The sequence below is a fragment of the Arthrobacter sp. NPDC092385 genome (genome assembly GCF_044755105.1).
Taxonomy (GTDB): domain Bacteria; phylum Actinomycetota; class Actinomycetes; order Actinomycetales; family Micrococcaceae; genus Arthrobacter_D.
Genome location: NZ_JBIVQL010000008.1, coordinates 65,399 through 88,906, shown reverse-complemented (window position 1 = coordinate 88,906; position 23,508 = coordinate 65,399). Strand labels below are relative to the sequence as shown.

The window sequence follows — 23,508 nt, the reverse complement described above, 5'->3', positions numbered from 1 at the left end:
TGCCCGTCGCCGTCGTGCCCGTCGTGTGTCCGTGCCCCTCGCGCGGGGGCGCCGTCGGCGTGCAGCCCCGGGTTCCCTACCGCAGGGCATCGCCGGGGCCGCCCGTGACGCGGCACGCCCCGCCGGGACAACCAGGCGCGGGAGGACGCGCGGTTTCGCCACGGAGCCGCTCCTTAGCCTAGTGTCTAGGACCATGAGTGACGTTCTGGAACTGGCGGGAGTGAGCCTCGTCAGGGGCGGCAAGACCCTCCTGGCCGACATCGACTGGCAGGTCAGCGAGGGCGAGCGCTGGGTGGTGATGGGCCCCAACGGAGCAGGCAAGACCACGCTGCTGCAGCTCGCAGGGGCGCGCCTGCATCCGACGCGCGGCGTGGTCGGCATCCTCGACGAGGTCATGGGCGCCGTCGACGTCTTCGAACTGCGGCCGCGCATCGGCCTGGCGTCGGCGTCCCTCGCGTCGCAGGTCCCGGATCACGAGACCGTCCTGAACGTCGTCGTCACGGCGTCCTACGGTGTCACCGGGCGGTGGCGCGAACAGTACGAGCGCCTCGACGAGCGCCGGGCGTTCCGCCTGCTCGACGCCTGGGGCATGTCCCGCTTCATGAACCGCACCTTCGGCTCCCTCAGCGAGGGCGAGCGCAAGCGCGTCCAGATCGCGCGCGCACTCATGGCGGATCCGGAACTGCTGCTGCTCGACGAGCCCGCGGCCGGGCTCGACCTCGCCGGCCGCGAGGACCTCGTGAAGCGGCTCTCGGAACTGGCCCGGGACGAGGACGCCCCGGCGATGGTGCTGGTGACCCACCACCTCGAGGAGGTTCCTCCGGGTTTCACGCATGCGCTGCTCCTGCGCGACGGCGCGGTGGTGTCCGCCGGGCCGATCGCCGGCGTCCTGACCGAGGAGAACCTGAGCGCGGCGTTCGACCTCCCCCTCAAGGTGATCGAGGACAGCGGCCGCTACAGCGCGGTCGCCAGGGCGTGAGCCGGCCGGGCGCCGACCGCCCTGCGGGTCCGACGGGACCCTGATGCCGCTCATCGACCTCGACAGCATCGACGACCCCCGGCTCTCGGACTTCCGGAACCTGACCGACGTGCAGCTGCGGCTCGTGAAGGAGCCCGCGGAGGGCCTCTACATCGCCGAGAGCTCGAAGGTCCTGCGCCGCGCCCTCGACGCCGGCCATGCACCGCGGTCCTTCCTGCTGGCCCCCAAGTGGGTCCCGGACCTGGCGGACGTGCTCGACCGGTTCCCGTCCGTCCCCGCGTTCGTGGCTCCCGAGGCCACGCTGGAGGCGATCACGGGCTTCCATCTCCACCGCGGCGCCCTGGCGGCGATGCACCGGCCCGAGCCGCTTCCGCTCGCGGACGTCCTGGCCTCCGCCCGCCGGGTCGCGGTGATCGAGGACATGGTGGACCACACCAACCTCGGGGCCGTGTTCCGTTCCGCGGCCGCCCTCGGCATCGACGCCGTCCTCGTGAGCCCGCGCAGCGCAGATCCGCTGTACCGGCGGGCGGTGCGCGTGAGCATGGGCAGCGTCTTCCAGGTGCCCTGGGTGAGGCTCGACTCCTGGCCGGGCGGCCTCGCCACCATCCGGAGCGCCGGCTTCACGGTCGCGGCCCTGGCCCTGGTGCCCGGCGCCGTGGCCCTCGGCGCCTTCGCTGCACGGGAGCACGAGCGCCTGGCACTCCTCCTGGGCACGGAGGGTGACGGCCTGAGCACAGGTGCGCTCGCCGAGGCCGACGTCGCGCTGACCATCCCCATGCACGGCGGCGTCGACTCGCTCAACGTCGCGGCCGCAGCGGCCGTCGCCTTCTGGGAGTGCCGGTACGACGACGCCCGGCCGGTACTTTAGCGTCGGGACGCCTCCTGCGTTAGTATTACTAGCTGGCGCCATCGCCAACTCAATTTTCCCGTGCCTGGCAAAATCCAGGCAACCAGAGAAGGTAGTCCCCGTGAAGTCTGATATCCACCCCAAGTACCAGTCGGTCGTGTTCCGCGACCTGGCCTCCGACAAGGCGTTCCTGACCAAGTCGACGGTCGGCTCGGCCAAGACCATCGAGTGGGAAGACGGCAACACCTACCCCCTCATCGAGGTCGAGATCTCCTCGGAGTCGCACCCGTTCTACACGGGCAAGCAGCGCATCATGGACTCCGCCGGACGCGTCGAGCGCTTCAACGCCCGCTTCAAGGGCTTCGGCGCCAAGAAGTAGTCCCGCTCCCCGCGAGCATCGGACCGACGGCCCCGTGCCCTCCGTCCCCGAAGAGAAGCCACGCCGGATCGGCGTGGCTTCTCTTCGGTTAACGGCACCCGTACCAGCATCATCACCGGCCCCCTACAGGGCCACCACCGAGGAGGTCCCCATCATGGCGCACGCATCGGACACCAGCCGCCTGCACGGCGAATTCAAGACGCCGGGTGGCAAGCTCACGGCCGTGGACCTCGAGGTCCGGAACGGGCACCTCGCCGACGTATCGGTGAACGGCGACTTCTTCCTCGAACCGGACGAGGCCCTCCTCGACATCAATGCCGCGCTCGAGGGCCTTCCCGCCGACACCACGCCCGGGGAGCTGGCCGCCGCCGTGACGGCACGCCTGGATCCCTCGGCGGTCCTCTTCGGGTTCTCGCCCGAGGCCATCGCCACCGCCGTCCGCAGGGCCCTGGGCAGGGCCACGGGCTTCGCGGACCACCAGTGGGAGATCATCCCGCCGACCCCGCTGTCCACGGCCATGCACGTCGCCCTGGACGAGGTCCTGACCCACGACGTCGGCACGGGTGCCCGCAACCCGACGCTCCGGTTCTGGGAATGGCAGTCGCCGTCCGTGGTGATCGGCAGCTTCCAGTCGATGCGCAACGAGGTGGACCCCGAGGGCGCCGACCGGCACGGGGTGACGGTAGTGCGCAGGATCAGCGGCGGCGGTGCCATGTTCATGGAGCACGGCAACGCCATCACCTACTCCATCTACGTCCCGCAGTCGCTCGTGGACGGGATGAGCTTCGCCGAGTCCTACCCGTTCCTCGACGCGTGGGTCATGGACGCCCTGCAGAAGCTGGGCATCGAAGCCTGGTACCAGCCCCTGAACGACATCGCCACCGATCTCGGCAAGATCGGCGGCGCGGCGCAGAAGCGGCTCGCCAACGGTGGCATGCTGCACCACGTCACCATGAGCTACGACATCGACGCCGACAAGATGCTCGAGGTGCTGCGCATCGGCAAGGAGAAGATGTCGGACAAGGGCACGAGGAGCGCGAAGAAGCGCGTGGACCCGCTGCGGCGGCAGACCGGCCGGACGCGCGAGGAGATCATCGACGTGATGATGTCCACCTTCCGGCAGCGCTACGGCGCGGTCGACGCCACCTTGTCCGACGACGAGCTACGGCGCGCCGGTGAGCTCGTGGACAGCAAGTTCGGCACCGACGGGTGGCTCTACCGCGTGCCCTGAGCCTGCGCCCGCAGGGAGCGCAGCAGATGGTCCCGCTCCTCGACGACGATACGGCGGAGCGCGGCGGGGGCGTCGGCGTTCGCCTCCAGCCACGCGTCGGTCCTCGCGATCACCGGATGGCGTTCGGGAGCGCCGTCGAGGTCCTGGTGGGCCGGGAACAGCCCGCGGACGATCCTGCTCGCCATCTCGATGCCACGGGATTCCCAGACTCCGCGCAGCGCCTCGAAGTACGGCTCCTCGTACCGGCCGAGCAGGTCGTGCGGACCGAGCTGGAAGCCCTCGATCGCCGCGCTGAGCAGTTCGTTGGACAGCCGCTCGCCGTGCACCGCCTCCTCCCACGTCGCCTTCTTGATGGCGGCGTCGGGAATGGCGGCGGAGGCCAGGGTGAAACCCACCCGCCCTGACGCCGTCGCATCCGCGGCCCGTTCGGCTTCCAGCTCGCCGGGGAGTACGCGCTGCTGGGCGGCCAGCGCCTGGAGGAACAGCCAGCGCAGTTCGGGATCGAGGGGAAGCCCGGGGATCCTCTCCTCGCCGTCGAGCACTGCCCGGACCGCGTCCGCCGTACGGGCCGAGCTCCGGGCGGCGGAGGCCAGCGCGCGGGCCCAGGCGAGCTGCAGGTCCGAACCCGCTTGCGCCGCGGACAGCCCGGTCCAGAGGAAGGCACCGACGCGGTCGCGCAGGGCGGGACGCTGGTGCGCCGGGGCGAAGCTCTCGATCGCGGTCCGTGCATTGGCCAGCAGGACCTGCAGGACGCCCACCCCGCTCTCGGCGGGAGCGGCGAGCAGCACGGCGTCGAGGTAGGAGCCCACCGGCAGGCGCGCATCCCGCGTGCTGGACCAGAGGGCGGTCAGGGACGTCGCCCGGGCGAGCGGGTCCTGGAGCCTGTGCACCGACGTCAGCAGGGTCGCCAGTGACCGTTCGTCGAAGGAGAGCTTCGCGTAGGTGAGGTCGTCGTCGTTCACCAGGAGGAGATCGGGCTGGGCCGCTCCCACGAGCGCAGGCACGCGCGTGCGTCGGCCCTCCACCGTGACGGCCTCTGCCCGGGTGCGGACGAGCCGGCCCTCCGGATCGAACGAGTACAGGCCGAGGCGGATGCGGTGGGGCCTCGGTTCCTCGCGCTTCGTCACCGGATCCCGTGCGTCCTGCACGATGGTGACGTCGGTGAACACGCCGTCCTCGACGGCGACGTCCGCCCGCAGTGCCGGGACGCCCGAGGTCTGCAGCCACGAGCGCGACCACGCGGCGAGGTCCCGACCGGTCGAGGCGGCGAGCACGTCGAGGAGGTCGGCGAGGGTCGTGTTCCCGTACTCGTGCTTCCGGAAGTACTGCCGGGCGGCATCGGTGAAGGCTTCGCGGCCCACGAAGGCCACGAGCTGCTTCAGGACGGAGGCACCCTTGGCGTAGGTGATGCCGTCGAAGTTCTGCTTCGCGGCCTCGAGGTCGGGGATGTCCGCGACGATCGGGTGCGTCGTCGGGAGCTGGTCCTGCACGTAGGCCCAGGACTTCCGGCGGTTGGCGAAGCTGACCCAGGACGTGCTCCAGCGCGTGGCCTCCGCCACCGCGAGCGCGCCCATGTAGTCCGCGAAGGACTCCTTGAGCCACAGGTCGTCCCACCACCGCATCGTCACGAGGTCGCCGAACCACATGTGCGCCATCTCGTGCATGATCGTGTTCGCCCGCGCCTCGCGCTGCGCCTCCGTGGCGGCGGAGCGGAACACGTAGTTCTCGGTGAAGGTCACGAGCCCCGGGTTCTCCATGGCACCGAGGTTGTACTCGGGCACGAACGCCTGGTCGTACTTGCCGAAGGGGTACGGGTAGTCGAACAGGTCGTGGAAGAAGTCGAGGCCGCGCCGGGTGGTGTCGAAGATCTCGGGTGCGTCGAAGGACGGCGCGAGGGAGCGGCGGCAGAACAGGGCGAGCGGTACCTCGAGGCCTTCCGCTGCCGTCCCTGCCGCGCCGGTCCAGGTGTCCGTCTCCCGGTGGTAGGGGCCGGCCAGCACGGTGGTGATGTAGGTGGAGATCCGGCGCGTCGGCTCGAACGTCCACCGCGCGGTGCCGGTACCGGTGTCCTGGAGGGGTACCACCTGCTGCTCGGCCCCGTTCGAGGCCACGATCCAGTCCGCCGGCGCGACCACGCTGAAGGAGAAGGATGCCTTCAGGTCCGGCTGCTCGAAGTTCGCGAAGACGCGGCGGGCGTCCGCCGGTTCGTACTGCGTGTAGAGGTAGGTCTCGCCGTCCGCGGGATCCACGAACCGGTGGAGTCCCTCACCGCTCGTGCTGAACAGGGACCGCCCGTCCACCCTCACGGTGTTGTGCTCGGCGAGGTCGTCGAGCACGATCCGCGCGCCGTCGCTGGCGACCGCGGGATCCAGGCTCCTCCCGTTCAGCTCCAGCTCCGTGACCTCGCCGATGAAGTCGAGGAAGGTCGAGCTCCCCGGCTGCCGGCACGAGAAGACCACGGTGGTGGTGCTCCGGTACGTGGGCTCGGAGGCATCCCTGGCTTCCGAGAGGTCCAGTTCGACGGCATAGCTCTCGGTCTCCAGCAGGGCCGAACGGGCGGCGGCCTCGTCGCGGCGCAGGTTCTCGTTCTCCATCCGGTCATTCAATCACGCACCCAGCACGCTTCGTTTCGGGCACGTTAACGATGTGTGCACCGGCGTGTGCGGCTGTGTACCGGGGCGTGCTCCATGGCACTGTTGTCCCATGTCCGAGCTCTTCGCTGACTATGCAGCCGCCGCCCGCAAGACGCCCGCCTTCGACGAGATGTTCGACGCCGGGCACCTGCCGCGCGCCGAGTACGGGCAGGTCGCGGCCGCCCTGGACGAGCTCAACCTGGCCGCGGTGACGGCCCGGGCCGACTCGATGGCGCGCACCTTCCTCGACCGCGGCGTCACCTTCGATTTCGCGGGGGAGGAGCGGCCGTTCCCGCTCGACATCGTGCCCCGCGTCATCGCCGGCAGCGACTGGGAGGTCCTCGAGCGCGGCGTCGCGCAGCGCGTGAAGGCGCTCGAGGCGTTCCTCGGCGACGTCTACGACAAGATGGCCGTGGTATCCGACGGCGTCATCCCGCGCCGCCTGATCACCTCCAGCGCGCATTTCCACCGGGAGGTGGCCGGGTTCGCCCCTGCGGGCGGCGTGCGCGTCCACATCTCCGGGATCGACGTCGTCCGTGACCAGCAGGGGACCTTCCGCGTGCTCGAGGACAACGTCCGGGTGCCCAGTGGCGTCAGTTATGTCCTGGAGAACCGCCGTGCCATGGCCAAGGGACTTCCCGAGGCGTTCGGCCAGCAGCACATCCGGCCCGTGGAGGAGTACCCCCGCCGGCTGCTCGCCGCGCTCCGCAAGACCGCGCCTCCCGGCGTCGAGGACCCCACCGTCGTCGTCCTGACCCCGGGCGTGTTCAACTCCGCGTACTTCGAGCACACGCTGCTCGCCGGGCTCATGGGCGTGGAGCTCGTCGAGGGGCGCGACCTGATCGTCCGCGGGAACCGCGTCTACATGCGGACGACGGCGGGCGAGCAGCGCGTCGACGTCATCTACAAGCGCATCGACGACGAGTTCCTCGACCCCCTGCAGTTCCGGGCCGACTCGGTGCTCGGGTGCCCGGGGATCGTCAACGCGGCGCGTGCCGGCATGGTGACGATCGCCAATGCGGTCGGCAACGGCGTCGCCGACGACAAACTCGTCTACACCTACGTCCCGGACCTGATCCGGTACTACCTGGGCGAGGACCCGATCATCGCCAACGTCGACACCTACCGCCTCGAGGACGCGGACGCGCGCGAGGAGGTGCTCGACCGCCTCGACGAACTGGTCGTGAAGCCGGTGGACGGCTCCGGCGGCAAGGGCCTCGTGATCGGCCCGGACGCCACGAGGGCGGAGCTCGACGTCCTCCGCGCGAAGGTCCTGGAGGACCCCCGCGGCTGGATCGCCCAGCCGGTCCTGCAGCTCTCCACGGTGCCCACCATGTCCGGCGGGCAGTTCAGCCCCCGCCACGTGGACCTGCGGCCCTTCGCGGTGAACGACGGCGAGGAGGTCTGGGTGCTGCCCGGCGGGCTCACGCGCGTGGCCATGAAGGAAGGCTCGCTGATCGTGAACTCGAGCCAGGGCGGAGGATCGAAGGACACCTGGGTCGTGGACGGCGAAGTCCGCGGGACCCCCGACGACGCCGTGCCCCAGGAACGCGCGGTGGTCGCGGTCCGTGAGCACACCAGCGTGTGGCCGATCGAGACCAACTGGCAGGACAAGCAGTCGGAGCAGCAGCAGCAATGAGCGCCGGCATCCCGACCCCCTGTACGGCATCCGCGACCACCGCCACGAAAGGCAGGCCCCATGCTCAGCCGCATCGCTGAATCCCTCTTCTGGATCGGCCGCTACGTCGAGCGGGCCGACGGTACGGCGCGCATCCTGGACGTCCACCTGGAACGCCTCAACCAGATGCCGCTGGCCCAGCAGCGGGAGACCTCGCGCCAGCTGCTCGGCGTCATGGGCAGCAGGCCGGAGAAGGACGCGATCGACCTCTCGGACCTCCTGCAGGCCCTGGCCTATGACCGGTCCAGCGCAACGTCCATCGCCGGTGCCCTCGGAGCCGCCCGGGAGAATGCCCGCCGTGCCCGGGAGACCGTCTCCAGCAGTGTCTGGGAGAGCCTGAACACCACCTGGTACGGCCTCACCCAGCACCGCAAGGACGTCGTCGGGACCTACCGCTTCTGCCACTGGGTGGTGGAGCGTACGGCGATGGTGCGGGGACTCTCGGACACCACCATGAGCCACGACGAGTCCTGGCAGTTCCTCGTGCTCGGCCGGAGCCTGGAGCGCGCCGACATGACGGCGCGGATGCTCTCGACCCACGACGTGCACGCCGCGGGCCTGTCCTGGGTCAACATGCTCCGGTGTGCCGGGGCCTACGAATCCTTCCTGCGCACGCGCAGGGCATCCTTCGGGGATCAGCAGGCGGCGGAGTTCCTGCTGCTGGACCGGCTGTTCCCCCGCTCGATCGTCTACGCCCTGAGCGACGCCGAGAAATGCCTCACCCAGCTCAATCCCGCCTACCAGCGCGTCGGGTTCATCAACGACGCGAGCCGGATCGTGGGCCAGGCGAGGACGTTCCTGGAGTTCCACCAGACCCAGGACCTGATGTCCGAGCTGCCCGAGCACATGGAGCGCGTCCAGAAGGCCTGCGCGAGAGCCTCGGACGCCGTATCCCGCACGTACTTTTCCCAGGCGGACGAGCTGTCCTGGGTCGGAGAGGTCTCATGACACGCCTGCTGATCGAGCACCGCACCGGCTACGACTACCCCCGCCGCGTCCTGCTGTCCTACAACGAGGCCCGCATGACCCCGCTCACCGACCCCCAGCAGGTAGTCCTCGAGTCCACGCTGAAGGTGAACCCCTCGAGCGCGGCGGTCTCGACCTACCGCGACTACTGGGGGACCCGCGTGACGTCCTTCGACGTCCATGCGCCGCACGAGCACCTCGAGGTCACGGCGGTCTCCACGGTGGAGGTGAGCAGGGTGGAGCGTGTGCCCGGCGAGGACGAGATCCTCACCTGGCAGGAGCTCGCGGCCCCGGCCCTGACCGACGAGTTCGCCGACTGGCTGAGCCAGACCGGCCTCAGCGAACCCGGGGAGGAGGTACGCGCGCTCGTCGCCGGGCTCGTCCGCGACCGCAACCCCCACCAGGCGGCACGGGCCGTCTTCGACTGGCTGAGGACCCAGATGGACTACGTGCAGGGGGCCACCGGCGTCCAGACCAACGCGCAGGACGCCTGGGCCGAGCGCAAGGGCGTCTGCCAGGACCTCGCGCACGTCGCCATCGGCGCCCTCCGGAGCCTCGGCATCCCCGCGCGGTACATCTCCGGCTACCTGCACCCGCGGCGCAGCGCGGGGATCGGCGAGACCGTCGCCGGGCAGTCGCACGCCTGGGTGGAGTGGTACGACGGCGAGTGGCGCGGGTGGGACCCGACCAACAGCAGCCCGGTCAGCGACTTCCACGTCTCCGTGGCGCGGGGCCGCGACTACCGCGACGTCTCGCCGCTCAAGGGCATCCTGTCCGGTGGCGGGGGGTCCACGCTCAACGTGACGGTCGCCATCACACGGGTGGCCTAGCGCCTCCTACGTCCCGGCCGGGCAAGACAGGGAAGAGGCCCCGGCAGCCGCCGGGGCCTCGCCGTCTACGCCCGCCCGGTCAGGCGGGTGAGACGAGCTGGCCCTTGCTGACGATCGTCAGACCGGAATCCGTGACGGCGAAGCCACGGCGGCGGTCCAGCTCCGGGTCCACCCCGATCTGCGCCCCCGCGGGGATCCGCACGTTCTTGTCGATGATGGCGCGGCGCACCACGGCTCCGGGCCCGACATTGACCTTGTCGAGGAGGACGGACCCGGTGACCTCGGCCGCCTCGTCGATGAACACGTCCGTCGCGAGGATGGAGGTGTCCACGGTGCCGCCGGAGACGACGACTCCCGCGGAGACGATCGAATCGTGCGCCTCGCCGGAGCGGCCGGAGGCGCTGCGGACGAACTTCGCCGGCGGCGAGACGCTCTGGCGCGTGTAGATGGGCCACTGCAGGTTGTAGAGGTTGAACAGCGGCAGGGGCGAGATGAGGTCCATGTTCGCGTCGTAGTACGAGTCCATGGTCCCGACATCGCGCCAGTACTGGCGGTCGCGATCGGTGGCGCCCGGGATGTCGTTCTGCGTGAAGTCGTACACCGCGGCGTCGTTGCGCTCCACGAAGTAGGGGATGATGTCCCCGCCCATGTCGTGCTTCGTGTCCAGGCGCGCCGCGTCGTCCTCGAGCGCCTTCACGAGGGCCTCGGTGGTGAAGACGTAGTTGCCCATGGAGGCGAGGAAGCTGTCGGGATCGTCGGGCAGCCCCGGCGTGGTCTTCGGCTTCTCGACGAAGGCCGCGATCCGCCCGCGGTCGTCCTGGTCCACCTCGATCACGCCGAACTGGTCGACGAGGTTCATGGGCTGGCGGACGGCGGCGACGCTCACCGACGCGCCACTCCGCACGTGGGCGTCGACCATCTGCTCGAAGTCCATGCGGTAGACGTGGTCCGCGCCGATCACGACGACGATGTCCGGCTGGGCGTCGTGGATGAGGTTCAGGGACTGGTAGATGGCATTCGCGCTGCCGAGGAACCAGCTCTTGCCGCGCCGCTGCTGCGCGGGCACGGAGGCGATGTACTGCTGGAGCTGGGTGGACATGCGCCAGGTCTCGGAGATGTGCCGGTCGAGGCTGTGGGACTTGTACTGCGTCAGCACCACGATCTGGAGGTAGCCGGAGTTCACGAGGTTCGACAGGGCGAAGTCGATGAGCCGGTAGCTGCCGGCGAACGGTACGGCCGGCTTGGCCCTGTCCGCGGTCAGCGGCATCAGCCGTTTGCCTTCTCCGCCTGCCAATACGACGGCAAGTACTTTCTTCGGTGCCACTTCTGACCCCCCGCTCTTCCTTGAGTGTTCTGCAAGCTCGATTGGTCGTCGATCAAGCGTAGGTCCACATCCCGGAACCCTTCCGGTCACTTCACACTAGAGGACTCCGACACACTGCACTACGTTGATCTAGTGCGAGTAGACATTGTGACCAAGGAATTCCCGCCCGAGATCTACGGTGGCGCGGGGGTGCATGTAGCCGAGCTCAGCCGCGTCCTGGCGCCGCAGGTGGACCTCCGGGTCCACGCGTTCGGTGCGCCGCGGCCCGAGGACTACCACGGTGCCTCGGTGCTGTCCTACGGAGTCCCGGAGGGCCTCGCCGGAGCCAACGCGGCGGTCCAGACCCTCGGCACGGACCTCCAGATGCTGGGCGCGATCGGAGGAGCGGACCTCGTTCACTCGCACACCTGGTACGCGAACATGGCCGGGCACCTCGCCTCGCTCCTGCATGGCATCCCGCACGTCCTGAGTGCCCACAGCCTCGAACCGCTCCGGCCCTGGAAGGCCGAGCAGCTCGGCGGAGGCTACGCGCTCTCGTCCTGGGTGGAGAAGACCTCCTACGAGGCGGCGGCTGCGGTGATCGCCGTCTCGGCGGGCATGCGGGCGGACATCCTCCGCAGCTACCCCGACGTCGATCCCGCCAGGGTGCACGTGGTCCACAACGGGATCGACGTCGCCCTGTGGTCGCGGAACGAGGACGACGACGCCCTCCGGGCCCACGGCATCGACCCGGACAGGCCGAGCGTGGTCTTCGTGGGTCGCAACACCCGCCAGAAGGGCGTCCCGTACCTGCTCCGTGCGGCAGCGCACCTGCCCGCCGACGTGCAGCTCGTCCTCTGCCTCGGTGCCGCCGACACACCCGAGCTGGCGGCCGAGACGGAGGTGCTCATCTCGGACCTGCGCGAGCGGCGCGGCTCCGTGGTGCTGATCGAGAAGATGCTGCCGCGCCGCGAGGTCGTCCAGATCCTCAGCCACGCCACCGTGTTCGCGTGCCCCTCCATCTACGAACCCCTCGGGATCGTCAATCTCGAGGCCATGGCGTGCGGCGCCGCCGTCGTCGCCTCCGCCACCGGGGGGATCCCGGAGGTCATCGACGACGGCGTCACCGGCACCCTCGTGCCCCTGGAGCAGGTCCAGGACGGCACCGGGACCCCGCTGGACCCCGAGAAGTTCGTGGCCGACTTCGCTGCCGCACTGAACGCGCTCGTCGGCGACCCGGAGAAGGCGTCCGCCATGGGAGCCGCGGGCCGCCAGCGGGCGGAGCGGAACTTCGACTGGGGCTCGATCGCCGAGACCACCCTGGGCGTGTACCGCAGCGTCCTCTGACGATCGGGCCGACCGTCAGAGGCCCACGCCGCTAGCGCTTCACGCGGACCTTGGCGGCTTTCCTGGTCTTCTTCGCCTTGGCCTCGCGGGCCAGGAGCGTCTTCTCGTCGATGGGAGCGTCACCGCTGGCACGGCGGCGGCGCGTGTAGTCCGCCGCTTCCTCCTGCCGCTGCTGCTCCGCCCCGCCGGCGATGGCCGAGCGCAGGTGCTCCGGGCCGTAGCCGAAGGCCTCCACGAGGTCGAGTACGTGGGGTCGGATCTTGACCAGGAGGCGGTTGATGTAGCCGTCGAGGGTCCGGGCGCGCTGCGAGGAGAGGCGCCCGTTCATGAGGAACCAGGCCAGGTCCTTCTCGATCAGGCACAGTCCGAAGAGGTCGCGCAGGCGCGTGAGGACCTCCCTGGTCCCGGGATCCTGGATCTTTCCGAGCCCGCGCGTGAACGCCTCCCACTGCAGGAGCTCCGCGTGGGCGTGGGCCACCTCGATGAGCTCGTTCTGGTGCTCGTTGAAGAGGGCGGCCGACTTCTCCTGGGACATGCCCTTCGCGCCCCGGAGCACGGCGGCGAGGTCCGCGACCCGCGACTGCACGCGGTCCGAGAGCAACTCGCGCTGCGTGTCCTCGTCGCGCAGCGCGAGCGCGGACTTCTTCCCGGACCCGGAGTCCGCGACGGTCTGGGCCACCCGGCGGAGACCCGACCGGTGCAGCGTCCTCCCGGCGGCCTGCGAGACCGCGTAGCGCGCCAGCACGCCGAAATCGACTCCCTTGAACTCCTTGGCGTAGTCCGTGAGGAGGCGCTTGGCGACGAGCTGCAGGAGGACGTTGTTGTCCCCCTCGAAGGTGACGTAGACATCGAGGTCGGCACGCAGCGACGCGAAGCGGTTCTCGATCAGGAAGCCCTGGCCGCCCGTGGCTTCGCGGCACTCCTGCAGCGTGTCGAGGGCCAACCAGGTGCTGAGCGGCTTGAGGGCGGCGGCGAACGTCTCGAGGTCCTGCCGGTCCTCGTCGGTGTCGTGCTCCCCGGAGAAGACGTCGTCGAACTTCTCGAGGAGTTCCTCGTGCGCGAAGGACGCCGCGTAGGTCGCGGCGAGGCGCGGGAGGAGCCGGCGCTGGTGCCGCTGGTAGTCCATCAGCACCTCTTCCCTGAGGTCCGAGGACGCGTTGAACTGGCGGCGCTGGGTCGAGTAGGTGATGGCGGCGGTCAGCGCGAGCTTGCTCGCGGCCACGGCTGCGCCGTCGAGCGAGACGCGGCCCTGCACCAGGGTGCCGAGCATGGTGAAGAAGCGGCGGCCGGGGGACGCGATGGGTGAGGTGTAGGTGCCGTCCGGGGCGACGTCGCCGTAGCGGTTGAGCAGGTTGGTGCGCGGCACGCGGACGGCGGTGAAGTGCAGGCGGCCGTTGTCGATGCCGTTGAGGCCACCCTTGATGCCGTCGTCCTCGCCGCCCACACCGGGTTTGAACGTGCCGTCGGCGTCGCGCAGTTCCACGTAGAGCCCGTGCACACCGTGGTTCACGCCGTTGGTGATCAGCTGCGCGAAGACGACGGCGGCGCGGCCGTCGATGGCGCCGTTGCCGATGTAGTCCTTCCAGGCGGCGCGGAAGGGCGTGTCGATGACGAATTCGTCGGTGGCCGGGTCGAAGGTCGCCGTGGTGGCGATGCTCGCGACGTCGCTGCCGTGGCCGGTCTCGGTCATCGCGAAGCAGCCGGGGATCTCCATGTTCATGATGCCCGGCAGCCACGCCTCGTGGTGCTTGTCCGTGCCGAGGTGCAGAACGGCGGAGCCGAAGAGGCCCCACTGCACGCCGGCCTTGATCTGGAGCGAGGGGTCGGCGACCACGAGCTCCTCGAAGCCGGCGATGTTGCCCCCGTGGTCGTCGTCCCCGCCGAAGGCCTTCGGGAAGGCACGGTGCACGGCCTGCTGCTCCACGAGGTAGTGGAGCTGGTCGAAGCAGCGCAGGCGGTGGTCCCTGTGCGTCAGGCCCTCGATCTTCTGCACCTCGGGACGGCCGGCGAGGTCGCGGGCGATGCGCCGCACGTGCGCCCACCTGCCCAGGAGCAGCTCGCCGAGCTCGGCGGTGTCCACGGTCGCGCCCTCGTCGTCCCGGATGTCCGCCGTGGCGGGAATCTGCTGGGGTCGGGAGATGGTCTGGGTCATGGCGTGTCCTTCGCTGATGGGCGGATAGGGGTGGAGAGTGCGTCGGTGGACGGCACGAGGGCCTCGAACCGGCTGATCCCGTCGAAGAGCCATCCGGAGATGTGCCGGGCCATCTGCTCCTCCGTCGGCTTCCCGGGTCCGTCGGGAGTTGCGAGCCATTGCTCGCCGGCTGCCCGGACCATTCCGATGGCTGCAGCAGGCCAGTACTCGGGCGCGGCGTCGTCGGGGCCGGCCGGGCGGTCGGGGGAGAGGAGGTAGGCGCGCATCGGCCGCGAGATCATCTCCGTGATCGCGGCGAGGAAGTGGGCGAGGGTGTCCTGGTCGCCGTCCTCGGCCGCGCTGGTCTCGGCGATGCCGACGCGGGTGACGAAGGCGTAGACGTTCGGCGAGGTCTGCGCCATCTGCAGGTAGGCCAGCACCATGGAGTGCAGCCCTTCGCGGGGGGTGGCAGCTGCCTTCGCCGCGTCGATCACCTTCTGCTGCATCTGGCCGATGACCACTTCGGCCATGGCCCGCTGCAGTCCGGTCTTGTCGCCGAAGTAGCGGTAGTACACCGATTTCGAGGTGTCGGCCGCGGCGGCGATGTCCTCCATCGACGCCTTCGGGCCGAGGGAGCTGACGGCGCGCCTCGCGGCCTTGATGAGCTGTCGGCGCCGTTCCGCCCGGTGCTCCTCCCAACGGCTCGAGCGTCCGTCCGGAGCGGCGGCTGCGCCGTCGGCCGCCTTGGGGGAGGCGCTCTTCAGGACTTGCGCAAGCTTCATGATACCCAGCGTATCAGGTACGCTAGGTATCGGTAATCCACCCTCTCGTACCAGGAGTCCTTCCATGACAGATCAGGCCGGGGCGCAGAACGCTGCCCAGTCACCCCGCACGGCAGTCGTCATCGGCGGCAACCGCATCCCGTTCGCCCGCTCCGGCGGCGCGTACGCCTACTCGTCCAACAAGGACATGCTGATCGCGGCCCTCGACGGACTCGTGGCACGCTTCGGCCTGCAGGGGGAGCGGATCGGCGAGGTCGCGGCAGGAGCCGTCCTCAAGCACTCCCGCGACTTCAACCTGACGCGCGAGGCGGTCCTCGGTTCCGCGCTGTCCGCGAAGACGCCCGCCTACGACCTGCAGCAGGCATGCGCCACCGGACTCGAGACCGTGGTGGGGCTGTCGAACAAGATCAAGCTCGGCCAGATCGAATCGGGCATCGCAGGCGGCGTCGACTCCGCCTCGGATGCGCCCATCGCCGTCAGCGAGGGGCTGCGCCGCGTGCTGCTCGACCTCTCGCGCGCCAGGACCACCCAGCAGAAGATCAGGACCCTCGGCAAGCTCCGCCCGAAGGACCTCTCACCGAACGCCCCCACCACGGGAGAGCCCCGCACGGGGCTGTCCATGGGCGAGCACCAGGCGCTCACGACGGCGGCATGGCAGATCACCCGGGAGGCACAGGACGAACTCGCCTACCGCAGCCACTCCAACCTCGCGGCAGCCTACGAGCGCGGCTTCTTCTCCGACCTCATGACGCCGTACCGCGGCCTCACGAAGGATGCCAACCTCCGCGCCGACACGTCCCTGGAGAAGCTGGGGGCGCTCAAGCCCGTGTTCGGCAAGTCACTCGACACTCCTGCGACGATGACCGCAGGCAACTCGACGCCCCTGACCGACGGCGCCGCCCTCGTCCTGCTCGGCAGCGAGGAATACGCCACCGCCAACAACCTGCCGATGCTCGCGAACATCGTCGACGCCGAAGCGGCGGCAGTGGACTTCGTGCACGGCGAGGAAGGCCTGCTCATGGCGGGCGTCCACGCCGTGCCCCGCCTGCTGGAGCGCAACGGGCTCACCTTCGACGACTTCGACTTCTTCGAGATCCACGAGGCCTTCGCCGGGACGGTCCTCAGCGCGCTGGCCGCCTGGGAGGACGCGGACTACTGCAAGCGGGTCCTGGGGCTCGACGGCGCCCTCGGCAGCATCGACCCCTCCAAGCTCAACGTCAACGGCTCCTCGCTCGCGGCCGGACACCCCTTCGCCGCGACCGGCGGCCGCATCGTCGCATCGCTCGCCAAGACGCTCTCGGAGCAGGGCGGTCGGGGCCTCATCTCCATCTGCGCCGCCGGGGGCCAGGGCGTCGCCGCGATCCTCGAGGCGCGCAACTGATGGCCGACAAGTACCTGGACCTGGTCAACACCCCGCTGCCGGGGAGACTCGCCAAGGCCCTCGGGCTGCCGCGACCCTCGGTCCTCCGCCGCTACACGCCGGGCGAGGCCATCGCAACCCGGCCGGTCCTGGTCGCGGGCTCCGGCTCCGGGGCGGATGCGCTCGCCGAGGTGCTCCTGGGCTGGGACGTCGAAGTACGGCGCCATGTCCTGCCCGGCGAGAAGCTGAGCGCCGCCGTCGTCGTGCTCGACGCCGTGGCCGCGCCGGCGGACCTGGCTGGCCCCATGCTGGAGCTCGGGCAGGCGGTGAAGCTGCTGGTGCCGGGCGGACGCGTCGTCGCGCTGTTCCGCTCGTCCGCGGACACCACCGATCCCGCCGAAGCCGCCGCCCGGCAGGGCATCGACGGCGCCATCCGATCGGTGGCGCACGAGGTGCGCTGGGGTGCGACGGCCAACGGCATCATCCTCCGCGGCGACGCGGCGACCACCGACCCCACCACCCTCGGCGCCCTCCGCTTCTTCCTCTCCGGCAAGAGCGCCTACGTGGACGGCCAGTTCGTCGAGGTGTCCGCCACTCCCGCCGGGAGCATCGCCGGCCTCGCCGCCGCGACGACCGCGGAGGGGGAGGGCGTGCCCGACCAGCCGCTGGCCGGCAGGACCGCGGTGGTCACCGGAGCCGCGCGCGGAATCGGCGCCAAGATCGCCGAGGTCCTCGCCCGTGACGGAGCCCGCGTGGTGGCGCTCGACGTTCCGGCGGCCGGCGAGCAGCTCGCCCAGGTGGCCAACAGGGTCGGTGGCACGGCACTCCAGCTCGACATCACCGCTCCCGACGCCGCCGCCCGGATCCTCGAGCACGCCGGGCAGCGCTTCGGCATGCTCGACATCGTGGTGCACAACGCGGGCATCACCCGGGACAAGCTCCTGGCGAACATGGACGCATCCCGGTGGGACTCCGTCATCGCCGTGAACATCGCCTCCCAGCTGCGCATGAACGAGGAGTTCCTCGCCTCGCCGGTCTTCTCCGACACCGGCCGGATCATCAGCCTGGCGTCGACGAGCGGCATCGCGGGCAACCGCGGGCAGAGCAACTACGCGGCGTCCAAGGCCGGCGTGATCGGCATGGTCCGCGCGCAGGCCGCGGCGTTCGACGGCGTGGGCCGCACCATCAACGCGGTGGCCCCCGGATTCATCGAGACCGACATGACGGCGAAGATCCCGCCGCTGACGCGCCAGGTCGCCCGCCGACTGAGCAGCCTGCAGCAGGGCGGCCTCCCCGTGGACGTGGCCGAGACCATCGCCTTCCTCGCCTCCGACGCCGCTGCCGGGATCAACGGGCAGGTGGTCCGGGTGTGCGGCCAGAACCTGGTGGGGGCGTGAGCACGACGCCTCCGGACGACGTGACGCTGCCCGGCGTCCCGGCCCTTCCCGGGCTGTACCGCCAGGCCCTCGCGCTCGCCGTACGCCGCAGGATCGGGCGGGCGAGCACACCGTCCGTGCTGCCCGACGTCCGGCACCGGGCCCGCGGAGTCTCCGTCGGCCTCGAAGCCCTTGGCCGGTACCAGCAGTTGCTCGGATCCGCCGGGCGGGACCAGGTCCCCTCGGCCTACCTCCACACGCTCGCGTTCCCCGTGGCCATGAGCGTGCTCGCCCGGGAGGACTTCCCGTTGCCGCTGCTGGGCATGGTGCACCTGAGCAACGAGGTGCACCAGGAGCGGCAGGTGAGCGCGTTCGAGGAACTCGACGTCGTGGCCTGGGCGGAGGACCTTCGTTCCCACCCGGCCGGCACGCAGGTCGACCTCGTGACGGAGGTCGGCATCGGTGGCGAGCGCGTGTGGACAGGCCGCTCGGTCTACCTGGCGAGGGGTGTCAGGCTCCCCTCGGCGGACGGGGAGCGCCACACCGAGGACCGCCCGGCGTTCTCGGCGCCCCCGCCGACGGGCGTCTGGCGGCTCGACGCCGGGACGGGACGCCGCTACGCAGCGGTGTCGGGGGACTGGAACCCCATCCACCTCAGCGGGCCGACGGCGAAGGCGCTCGGCATGAAGACGGCGATCGCCCACGGCATGTACCTCGCCGCGCGCATGGTCGACCAGGCCGTGCCGGCCCCGTCCGGCGGCCTGCACTGGCGGATCGAGTTCGCCGCGCCGGTCCTGCTGCCCGGCGTCGTGGCGACATCGTTCACCCGCACCCGGGACGACTCGGGCGACCGCGTCGACGTCGTCGGCTGGTCCGCCGAGCGACAGCGGCCGCACTTCACGGGGTGGGTGCGCGCGGAATAGTTCCATGCCGTGAAGGCCCTGTCCAGAGAGGCGATGGTATTCGGGGGAGTTTCACCCCAGGTCGCCATTTCCGCTGGGCAGGGCCTTCGCCGTCGGGGCAGACTCCAGGCACCAGCCGACCACGGCTGGCCCCACTGTATGGAAAGAGGAGTCTCGTGAACTCTAGAGGTCTCACAGCCGGCATGATCGCCGCTTCGGCCCTGCTGGCATCGGCGCTGATGGCAGCAGGTCCCGTCCAGGCCGCACCCTCCGCGGGAGCGGTCGGAACCGCCGTCGCGGGCACCACCGCGTCCCATGCGCAGGACGAGAGCCAGGCGGCGCTCGACGCCTACTGGACGGAGGACAGGATGAGGGGGGCCAAGCCCGCCAACACCATCAACTCCGGCTGGGCCGCGGAAGGCCGCTCGATCATGCCCAAGGCTGGGCAGGAGTCAATCACCAAGGCTCCCAGGGAACCGGTCGTCGAAGCCCGCGCCACCGCGCAGGCACCGGTCTCCCGCATCGGCAAGGTGTTCTTCACCATGGACGGCCAGAACTACGTCTGCTCCGGCAACTCGGTCCAGAGCGGGAACCAGAGCACCGTCGCCACCGCGGGCCACTGCACGCACGACCTCGCCTCCGGCTGGGCCACGAACTTCGTCTTCGTCCCCGCCTACAGCAACGGTGCCGCTCCCTACGGCAAGTGGACCGCGCGCTCACTGCACGCTGCCGCCGAGTGGGTCGCGCGCAACGACATCAACTACGACGGCGCCTTCGCCGTGGTGAACACGCTCAACGGCAAAACCCTCTCCGCGACCGTCGGTGCCTCGAGCATCGGGTTCAACATGGCGCGCAGCCTCACCTACAGCGCCTACGGGTACCCCGCCGCATCCCCCTTCAACGGCGAGCGGCTCTACAGCTGCTACGGCACCGCCTCCGCCGACAGGATCGGCGGCACGCAGTCGCAGGGCATCCCCTGTGACATGACCGGCGGCTCCTCGGGAGGTCCCTGGTTCGTCGGCTCGGGCGCAGCGGGCACGCAGAACTCGGTCAACAGCTTCGGCTACAGCAGCCAGAAGAACGTCATGTACGGCCCGTACTTCGGCAGTTCCATCCAGTCGGCCTACTCCACGGCGGCCGGCCGGTAGCCTCCGCAGGTCGTTCTCGGCCGATCGCCACCGGGTGGCGGTGCGCGGGCGGTTCCCTCCACGGGGACCGCCCGCCTCGTGCCGAGGCCGGTCCGGCGTCGCCCGCGACCACCGCCCTAGACTGGGGCCATGAGCGCCTCCACCCTCCACGACCGCGCGGCCGACCTGGACGCCGCGGATCCCCTCGCCCAGCACCGCACGCTCTTCCTCGGCACCGCCGAGGGGACCGTGCGGTCCTACCTCGACGGCAATTCACTCGGCCGTCCGCTCGCGACGACGGTGGAGAGCCTCACCTCGTTCGTCCAGGACCAGTGGGGCGGGCGCCTGATCCGCGGGTGGGACGAGGGCTGGCTCGGCCTGCCCGGGCAGATCGGCGACCAGCTGGGCCGGGTGGCACTCGGGGCTGCCGCGGGGCAGTGCATCGTGGCGGACTCGACGAGCGTCCTGCTCTACAAGCTCGCGCGTGCGGCGGTCGCTGCGCGGCCGGAGCGCACCGAGATCGTGGTGGACCGCGACAACTTCCCCACGGACCGATTCATCGTCGAGGGCATCGCGCGCGAGCGCGGACTGACGCTGCGCTGGATCGACGTGGCCTACGACGGCGGTGCCACGCCCGCCGACGTCGCTGCCGTCGTCGGCCCACGGACCGCGCTCGTCCTGCTCAGCCACGTCGCGTACCGCTCGGGCTTCATCGCGGACGTCCCGGGAATCACGAAGATCGCCCACGACGCCGGGGCCCTCGTCCTGTGGGACCTCAGCCACTCCGTCGGCTCCGTACCCGCGGAGCTGGACGCGTGGGGCGTCGACTACGCCGCCGGCTGCAGTTACAAGTACCTGAACGGCGGGCCCGGCGCGCCGGCCTGGGCATACGTGGCGGAGCGGCACCTGCCGACCCTCGAGCAGCCGATCCTCGGGTGGCTGGGAAGCGCCGATCCGTTCGCGATGGGCGCCGACTACCAGCCGGCGGAGGGCATCCGGCGCCTGGTGTCGGGCACGCCGCCGATCGTGGGCATGCTGGCCATGCGCGAGATGCTGGCGCTCATCGAGCAGGTAGGCATGGCTGCGGTGCGTGCGAAATCCGAGCTCCTCACGGGCTTCGCCGTCGAAGCGGTCGACGCGGTGCTCGCTCCGTACGGGGTCGCGCTCGCCTCGCCCCGGGACCCATCCGCCCGGGGCGGCCACATCACGATCGACCATCAGGCGTTCGCGGGAATGGTCCCGGAACTGTGGGAGGAGGGTGTCATTCCCGACTACCGCAACCCGAACGGGATCCGGCTGGGCCTCTCACCGCTGTCGACGTCGTTCCACGAGGTCGCGGTGGCCATCGAGGCCATCGCAGCGCGACTGCCCCGCAGCGGGAACCGGACGGCGGATCAGCCATGGACCGGATGATGCACCGCTCGCTGGGCTCCTGATGCAGGATGCGCTGGGCCAGTTCTGGGAACGGCTCATGGACGGCCTGGTCCGGGCGTCGCCTCCCGTGATCGGCGTCACCGGGCTGGTGGCCATCGTGGCGGTGGCCGTCGCGCTGTCGGTGCCCCGGCGCTCGTGGCGGTTCTTCGGCCTCTTCGTCACCGTGGTCCACGAACTCGGCCACGCGGCCGCTGCCCTCCTGACCCTGCAGCGTGTCACCGGGATCACGCTGCGCCTCGACCATTCGGGCACCACGACGAGCCTCGGCCCGCGCGGGTGGCGGGCCGCCTTCACGACCTTCTGGGGCTATCCCGTGCCCTCCGCCGTCGGTGCGGCTCTCGTGTGGAGTGCCGCCTACGGCTGGGCGCCCGCCGCGCTGTCCGTCGGCGCGCTGGCCCTCATGGCCGCGCTCGTCCTCATCCGGAACCTCCAGGGCGTCCTCATCCTGGGGATCACTGCAGCCGTGTCGCTGGCTCTCGTCCGGTTCGGTGGACCGGCGTCCGCCGGGTACGCCTGCCTGGTCCTCGGGATCGCCCTGCTGGTGGGCGCCTGCCGGGACTGGGGGAAGGTGGTGCGGGTCCACGTCCGACGGCGGAATCTCGCCTCGTCCGACGCCTACCTGCTGGCGGGGACGACACGCATCCCCGCTCCCGTCTGGCTCGGGCTGTTCGCGCTCTCCATCCTCGGAGCGCTGGTCCTGTCCGTGCACCCACTGGCCGTCATCGCGCAGGGTGCAGTCCCGGTCCGGTGACTGCTCAGTCGCTGCAGCGCCGGACGTGGCCCGAACTGTAGGGCGCCCCCTGCTGCCGGCACAGGTCGTCGAACAGTTCGTTGACGGCCTGGGCGATGCAGTCCCGCTCGTGTTCGGGCAGGTCGATCAAGCCGTGCAGGTACGCGTTGACCTCGTACTCGTCCACTCCGCCGCCCATGCTGAAGTAATGGAGCCAGAGCTCACCCGTCGAGATGTTCGCGCGCTTCATGGCCTCGTACGTCAGGGCGTACTGCTCCTGGTCGGGATTCGTGTGGTCCACGTCATCCATTCCCTGCACTTGGGGGCACCTCCGTGGTAGGGGTGGCTGGTGAGGACAGCATACGCAGGCCGGCTGTTCCCGTGGGGTTGCTCGCGTGCAGTTGCCCGCCCGTCCGGATCCCGTGTAGGAAGCCCGCATCACCTGTGCCGAAGCGGGGGCCCGGGCGGCGTCGGGGCGGGGTCGGGGCGGGGTCGGAACCGGCGCGGACCTGCCGATTCAACAACTCGGGCGATCTCGTGGTAGTGTTTCTCTCGTTGCTTTCGCCGGTTTCTACGGTGAAAAACCACCCGCGCGGGTGGCGGAATGGCAGACGCGCTAGCTTGAGGTGCTAGTCCTCTTATTGAGGGTGGGGGTTCAAGTCCCCCTCCGCGCACAAAGAAAACCCCGGTTCGCCGGGGTTTTTTTGTGCCCTCGACCAGGCGAAGGGCCATCCTGACCAGGCAGGTGCGGAGATCCACCAGCCCGCCGCAGCATGGGCATGCCGCTCCTGCCGGCAGGGCAACCCGCTGCTGGCCGTGGCCGCCACCAGCGGCCCGTAGGGGGCGTCTCGGCGTCCCGCCTTCGACCCGGCGGCCGCGGAACCGGTGCGTCGGGAGACCCTCCCGTTGCGTGCTCGCCGCCGTGTTTCTCGTCGAAGGAGAGCTCGCCCTGCTCAGGACACGAAGATGATCTGTGACTCGGATGGAAGCTCAACGCCCATCGGGCTCTCGAATGCAATGGGCATTCCCCGCGCCCGTGACCAGTGAGTGCTGTCGGTAGCCTGCACGTGCGCGTGCGGCTGGGTACTGTTCCCCGAGTTCCCGACCTGACCGATCATCTGCCCGGCTTCGACCACGTCACCGACGTCGACACAGACAGAATCCCTGCGCAAGTGGGCGACCGCCACGAACGGCCCTTCCCGGCGAAGAGCTATCACGACGTGATTGCCGGCTATCGCGCCTGCGCCGCGCCTGATGCGCCGTGCCTGCCCCGCCATGTAGGAGAAGAGCGTCAGTTGCGATCTTCGAGCCTCATGATCGTCTTCACCGTCATGAGCTATGACCACGGTTCCGGTGCAAGGTGCCACGACAGTCGCCCCGAATCCGACGAACCGCTCCGGTGGTTCCGTCCCCACCACTGCCCGCCAGCTCCAGGGAGCTGATCTTCCCCGAAGGTCCACGGGTACGAAGTCG

General features: G+C 70.2%; 20 protein-coding genes and 1 tRNA gene. 15 read left to right on the top strand and 6 right to left on the bottom strand.

The window, feature by feature from the left end:
• The first annotated feature begins 193 nt into the window (after positions 1-193).
• The 4 genes from ACIQCY_RS11800 to ACIQCY_RS11785 all read left to right on the top strand — a co-directional run bounded on the left by ACIQCY_RS11800 (position 194) and on the right by ACIQCY_RS11785 (position 3,436).
• Positions 194-979 carry an ABC transporter ATP-binding protein gene (locus tag ACIQCY_RS11800; RefSeq protein WP_400484076.1) on the top strand — a complete coding sequence of 262 codons (786 nt, stop codon included), beginning with the start codon at positions 194-196 and terminating at the stop codon, positions 977-979.
• A 43-nt stretch (positions 980-1,022) separates the two neighbouring features.
• Positions 1,023-1,847, top strand: coding sequence for a TrmH family RNA methyltransferase (locus tag ACIQCY_RS11795; RefSeq protein WP_400484075.1), 825 nt, complete (start codon positions 1,023-1,025; stop codon positions 1,845-1,847).
• Between the two features lie 100 nt (positions 1,848-1,947).
• Positions 1,948-2,205, top strand: a complete 258-nt coding sequence (locus ACIQCY_RS11790) for a type B 50S ribosomal protein L31 (protein ID WP_104051131.1) — start codon at positions 1,948-1,950, stop codon at positions 2,203-2,205.
• A gap of 154 nt (positions 2,206-2,359) precedes the next feature.
• On the top strand, positions 2,360-3,436 hold the full coding sequence (locus tag ACIQCY_RS11785; protein ID WP_400484074.1) for a lipoyl protein ligase domain-containing protein: 1,077 nt from the start codon (positions 2,360-2,362) through the stop codon (positions 3,434-3,436).
• On the opposite strand, the gene pepN is transcribed toward ACIQCY_RS11785, so the two are convergent.
• Positions 3,421-6,030 carry an aminopeptidase N gene (pepN, locus tag ACIQCY_RS11780; protein ID WP_400484073.1) on the bottom strand — a complete coding sequence of 870 codons (2,610 nt, stop codon included), beginning with the start codon at positions 6,028-6,030 and terminating at the stop codon, positions 3,421-3,423. The genes ACIQCY_RS11785 and pepN overlap by 16 nt on opposite strands.
• 109 nt (positions 6,031-6,139) lie before the next feature.
• Between pepN and ACIQCY_RS11775 the strand changes: the two genes are divergently transcribed.
• Genes ACIQCY_RS11775 through ACIQCY_RS11765 form a run of 3 tightly spaced genes read left to right on the top strand, consistent with a single transcriptional unit; the run spans position 6,140 to position 9,543 of the window.
• Positions 6,140-7,708 (top strand): circularly permuted type 2 ATP-grasp protein, encoded by a 1,569-nt coding sequence (locus ACIQCY_RS11775; protein ID WP_400484072.1) that lies wholly within the window; start codon positions 6,140-6,142, stop codon positions 7,706-7,708.
• 60 nt (positions 7,709-7,768) lie between these two features.
• Complete coding sequence (locus ACIQCY_RS11770; RefSeq protein WP_400484071.1) at positions 7,769-8,695, top strand: alpha-E domain-containing protein; 927 nt, start codon at positions 7,769-7,771, stop codon at positions 8,693-8,695.
• A complete protein-coding gene (locus ACIQCY_RS11765) occupies positions 8,692-9,543 on the top strand; it encodes a transglutaminase N-terminal domain-containing protein (RefSeq protein ID WP_400484070.1) in 852 nt (283 codons plus the stop codon). The genes ACIQCY_RS11770 and ACIQCY_RS11765 overlap by 4 nt, the downstream gene beginning before the upstream one ends.
• A gap of 79 nt (positions 9,544-9,622) precedes the next feature.
• On the opposite strand, the gene glgC is transcribed toward ACIQCY_RS11765, so the two are convergent.
• Positions 9,623-10,867: a glucose-1-phosphate adenylyltransferase gene (glgC, locus tag ACIQCY_RS11760; RefSeq protein ID WP_400484069.1), complete on the bottom strand. Its 1,245-nt coding sequence runs from the start codon at positions 10,865-10,867 to the stop codon at positions 9,623-9,625.
• A gap of 132 nt (positions 10,868-10,999) precedes the next feature.
• Here glgC and glgA point away from each other — a divergent pair, with 132 nt between their 5' ends.
• Positions 11,000-12,193 (top strand): glycogen synthase, encoded by a 1,194-nt coding sequence (gene glgA, locus ACIQCY_RS11755; RefSeq protein WP_400484068.1) that lies wholly within the window; start codon positions 11,000-11,002, stop codon positions 12,191-12,193.
• 31 nt (positions 12,194-12,224) lie between these two features.
• Here glgA and ACIQCY_RS11750 read toward each other — a convergent pair whose 3' ends face one another.
• Both ACIQCY_RS11750 and ACIQCY_RS11745 read right to left on the bottom strand, forming a co-directional pair.
• Positions 12,225-14,345: an acyl-CoA dehydrogenase gene (locus ACIQCY_RS11750; RefSeq protein ID WP_400484067.1), complete on the bottom strand. Its 2,121-nt coding sequence runs from the start codon at positions 14,343-14,345 to the stop codon at positions 12,225-12,227.
• Positions 14,342-15,106, bottom strand: coding sequence for a TetR/AcrR family transcriptional regulator (locus tag ACIQCY_RS11745; protein WP_400484066.1), 765 nt, complete (start codon positions 15,104-15,106; stop codon positions 14,342-14,344). The genes ACIQCY_RS11750 and ACIQCY_RS11745 overlap by 4 nt, the downstream gene beginning before the upstream one ends.
• A 64-nt stretch (positions 15,107-15,170) precedes the next feature.
• Between ACIQCY_RS11745 and ACIQCY_RS11740 the strand changes: the two genes are divergently transcribed.
• From ACIQCY_RS11740 to ACIQCY_RS11715, 6 genes are all read left to right on the top strand, one after another.
• Entirely contained in the window at positions 15,171-16,487 is a 1,317-nt protein-coding gene (locus tag ACIQCY_RS11740; RefSeq protein ID WP_400484065.1) for an acetyl-CoA C-acetyltransferase, read from the top strand.
• Positions 16,487-17,863 (top strand): 3-oxoacyl-ACP reductase, encoded by a 1,377-nt coding sequence (locus ACIQCY_RS11735; protein WP_400484064.1) that lies wholly within the window; start codon positions 16,487-16,489, stop codon positions 17,861-17,863. Before ACIQCY_RS11740 ends, ACIQCY_RS11735 begins: the two co-directional genes overlap by 1 nt.
• The gene (locus ACIQCY_RS11730) at positions 17,860-18,765 is read left to right on the top strand and encodes a MaoC family dehydratase (RefSeq protein ID WP_400484063.1); all 906 of its coding nucleotides are present in this window, start codon (positions 17,860-17,862) and stop codon (positions 18,763-18,765) included. The genes ACIQCY_RS11735 and ACIQCY_RS11730 overlap by 4 nt, the downstream gene beginning before the upstream one ends.
• Before the next feature lie 155 nt (positions 18,766-18,920).
• Positions 18,921-19,892: a trypsin-like serine peptidase gene (locus ACIQCY_RS11725; protein ID WP_400484062.1), complete on the top strand. Its 972-nt coding sequence runs from the start codon at positions 18,921-18,923 to the stop codon at positions 19,890-19,892.
• Positions 19,893-20,021: 129 nt separating this feature from the next.
• On the top strand, positions 20,022-21,284 hold the full coding sequence (locus ACIQCY_RS11720) for a kynureninase (RefSeq protein WP_400484061.1): 1,263 nt from the start codon (positions 20,022-20,024) through the stop codon (positions 21,282-21,284).
• A gap of 22 nt (positions 21,285-21,306) precedes the next feature.
• Positions 21,307-22,056, top strand: a complete 750-nt coding sequence (locus ACIQCY_RS11715) for a M50 family metallopeptidase (RefSeq protein ID WP_400484060.1) — start codon at positions 21,307-21,309, stop codon at positions 22,054-22,056.
• Between the two features lie 4 nt (positions 22,057-22,060).
• On the opposite strand, the gene ACIQCY_RS11710 is transcribed toward ACIQCY_RS11715, so the two are convergent.
• On the bottom strand, positions 22,061-22,336 hold the full coding sequence (locus ACIQCY_RS11710) for a hypothetical protein (protein WP_400484059.1): 276 nt from the start codon (positions 22,334-22,336) through the stop codon (positions 22,061-22,063).
• Positions 22,337-22,625: 289 nt separating this feature from the next.
• On the opposite strand from ACIQCY_RS11710, the gene ACIQCY_RS11705 reads away from it, so the two are divergent.
• Positions 22,626-22,709: transfer RNA gene (locus ACIQCY_RS11705), tRNA-Leu, on the top strand.
• 279 nt (positions 22,710-22,988) lie between these two features.
• Here the strand turns inward: ACIQCY_RS11705 and ACIQCY_RS11700 are convergent.
• Positions 22,989-23,312, bottom strand: coding sequence for a M23 family metallopeptidase (locus ACIQCY_RS11700; protein WP_400484192.1), 324 nt, complete (start codon positions 23,310-23,312; stop codon positions 22,989-22,991).
• Positions 23,313-23,508: the final 196 nt, after the last annotated feature.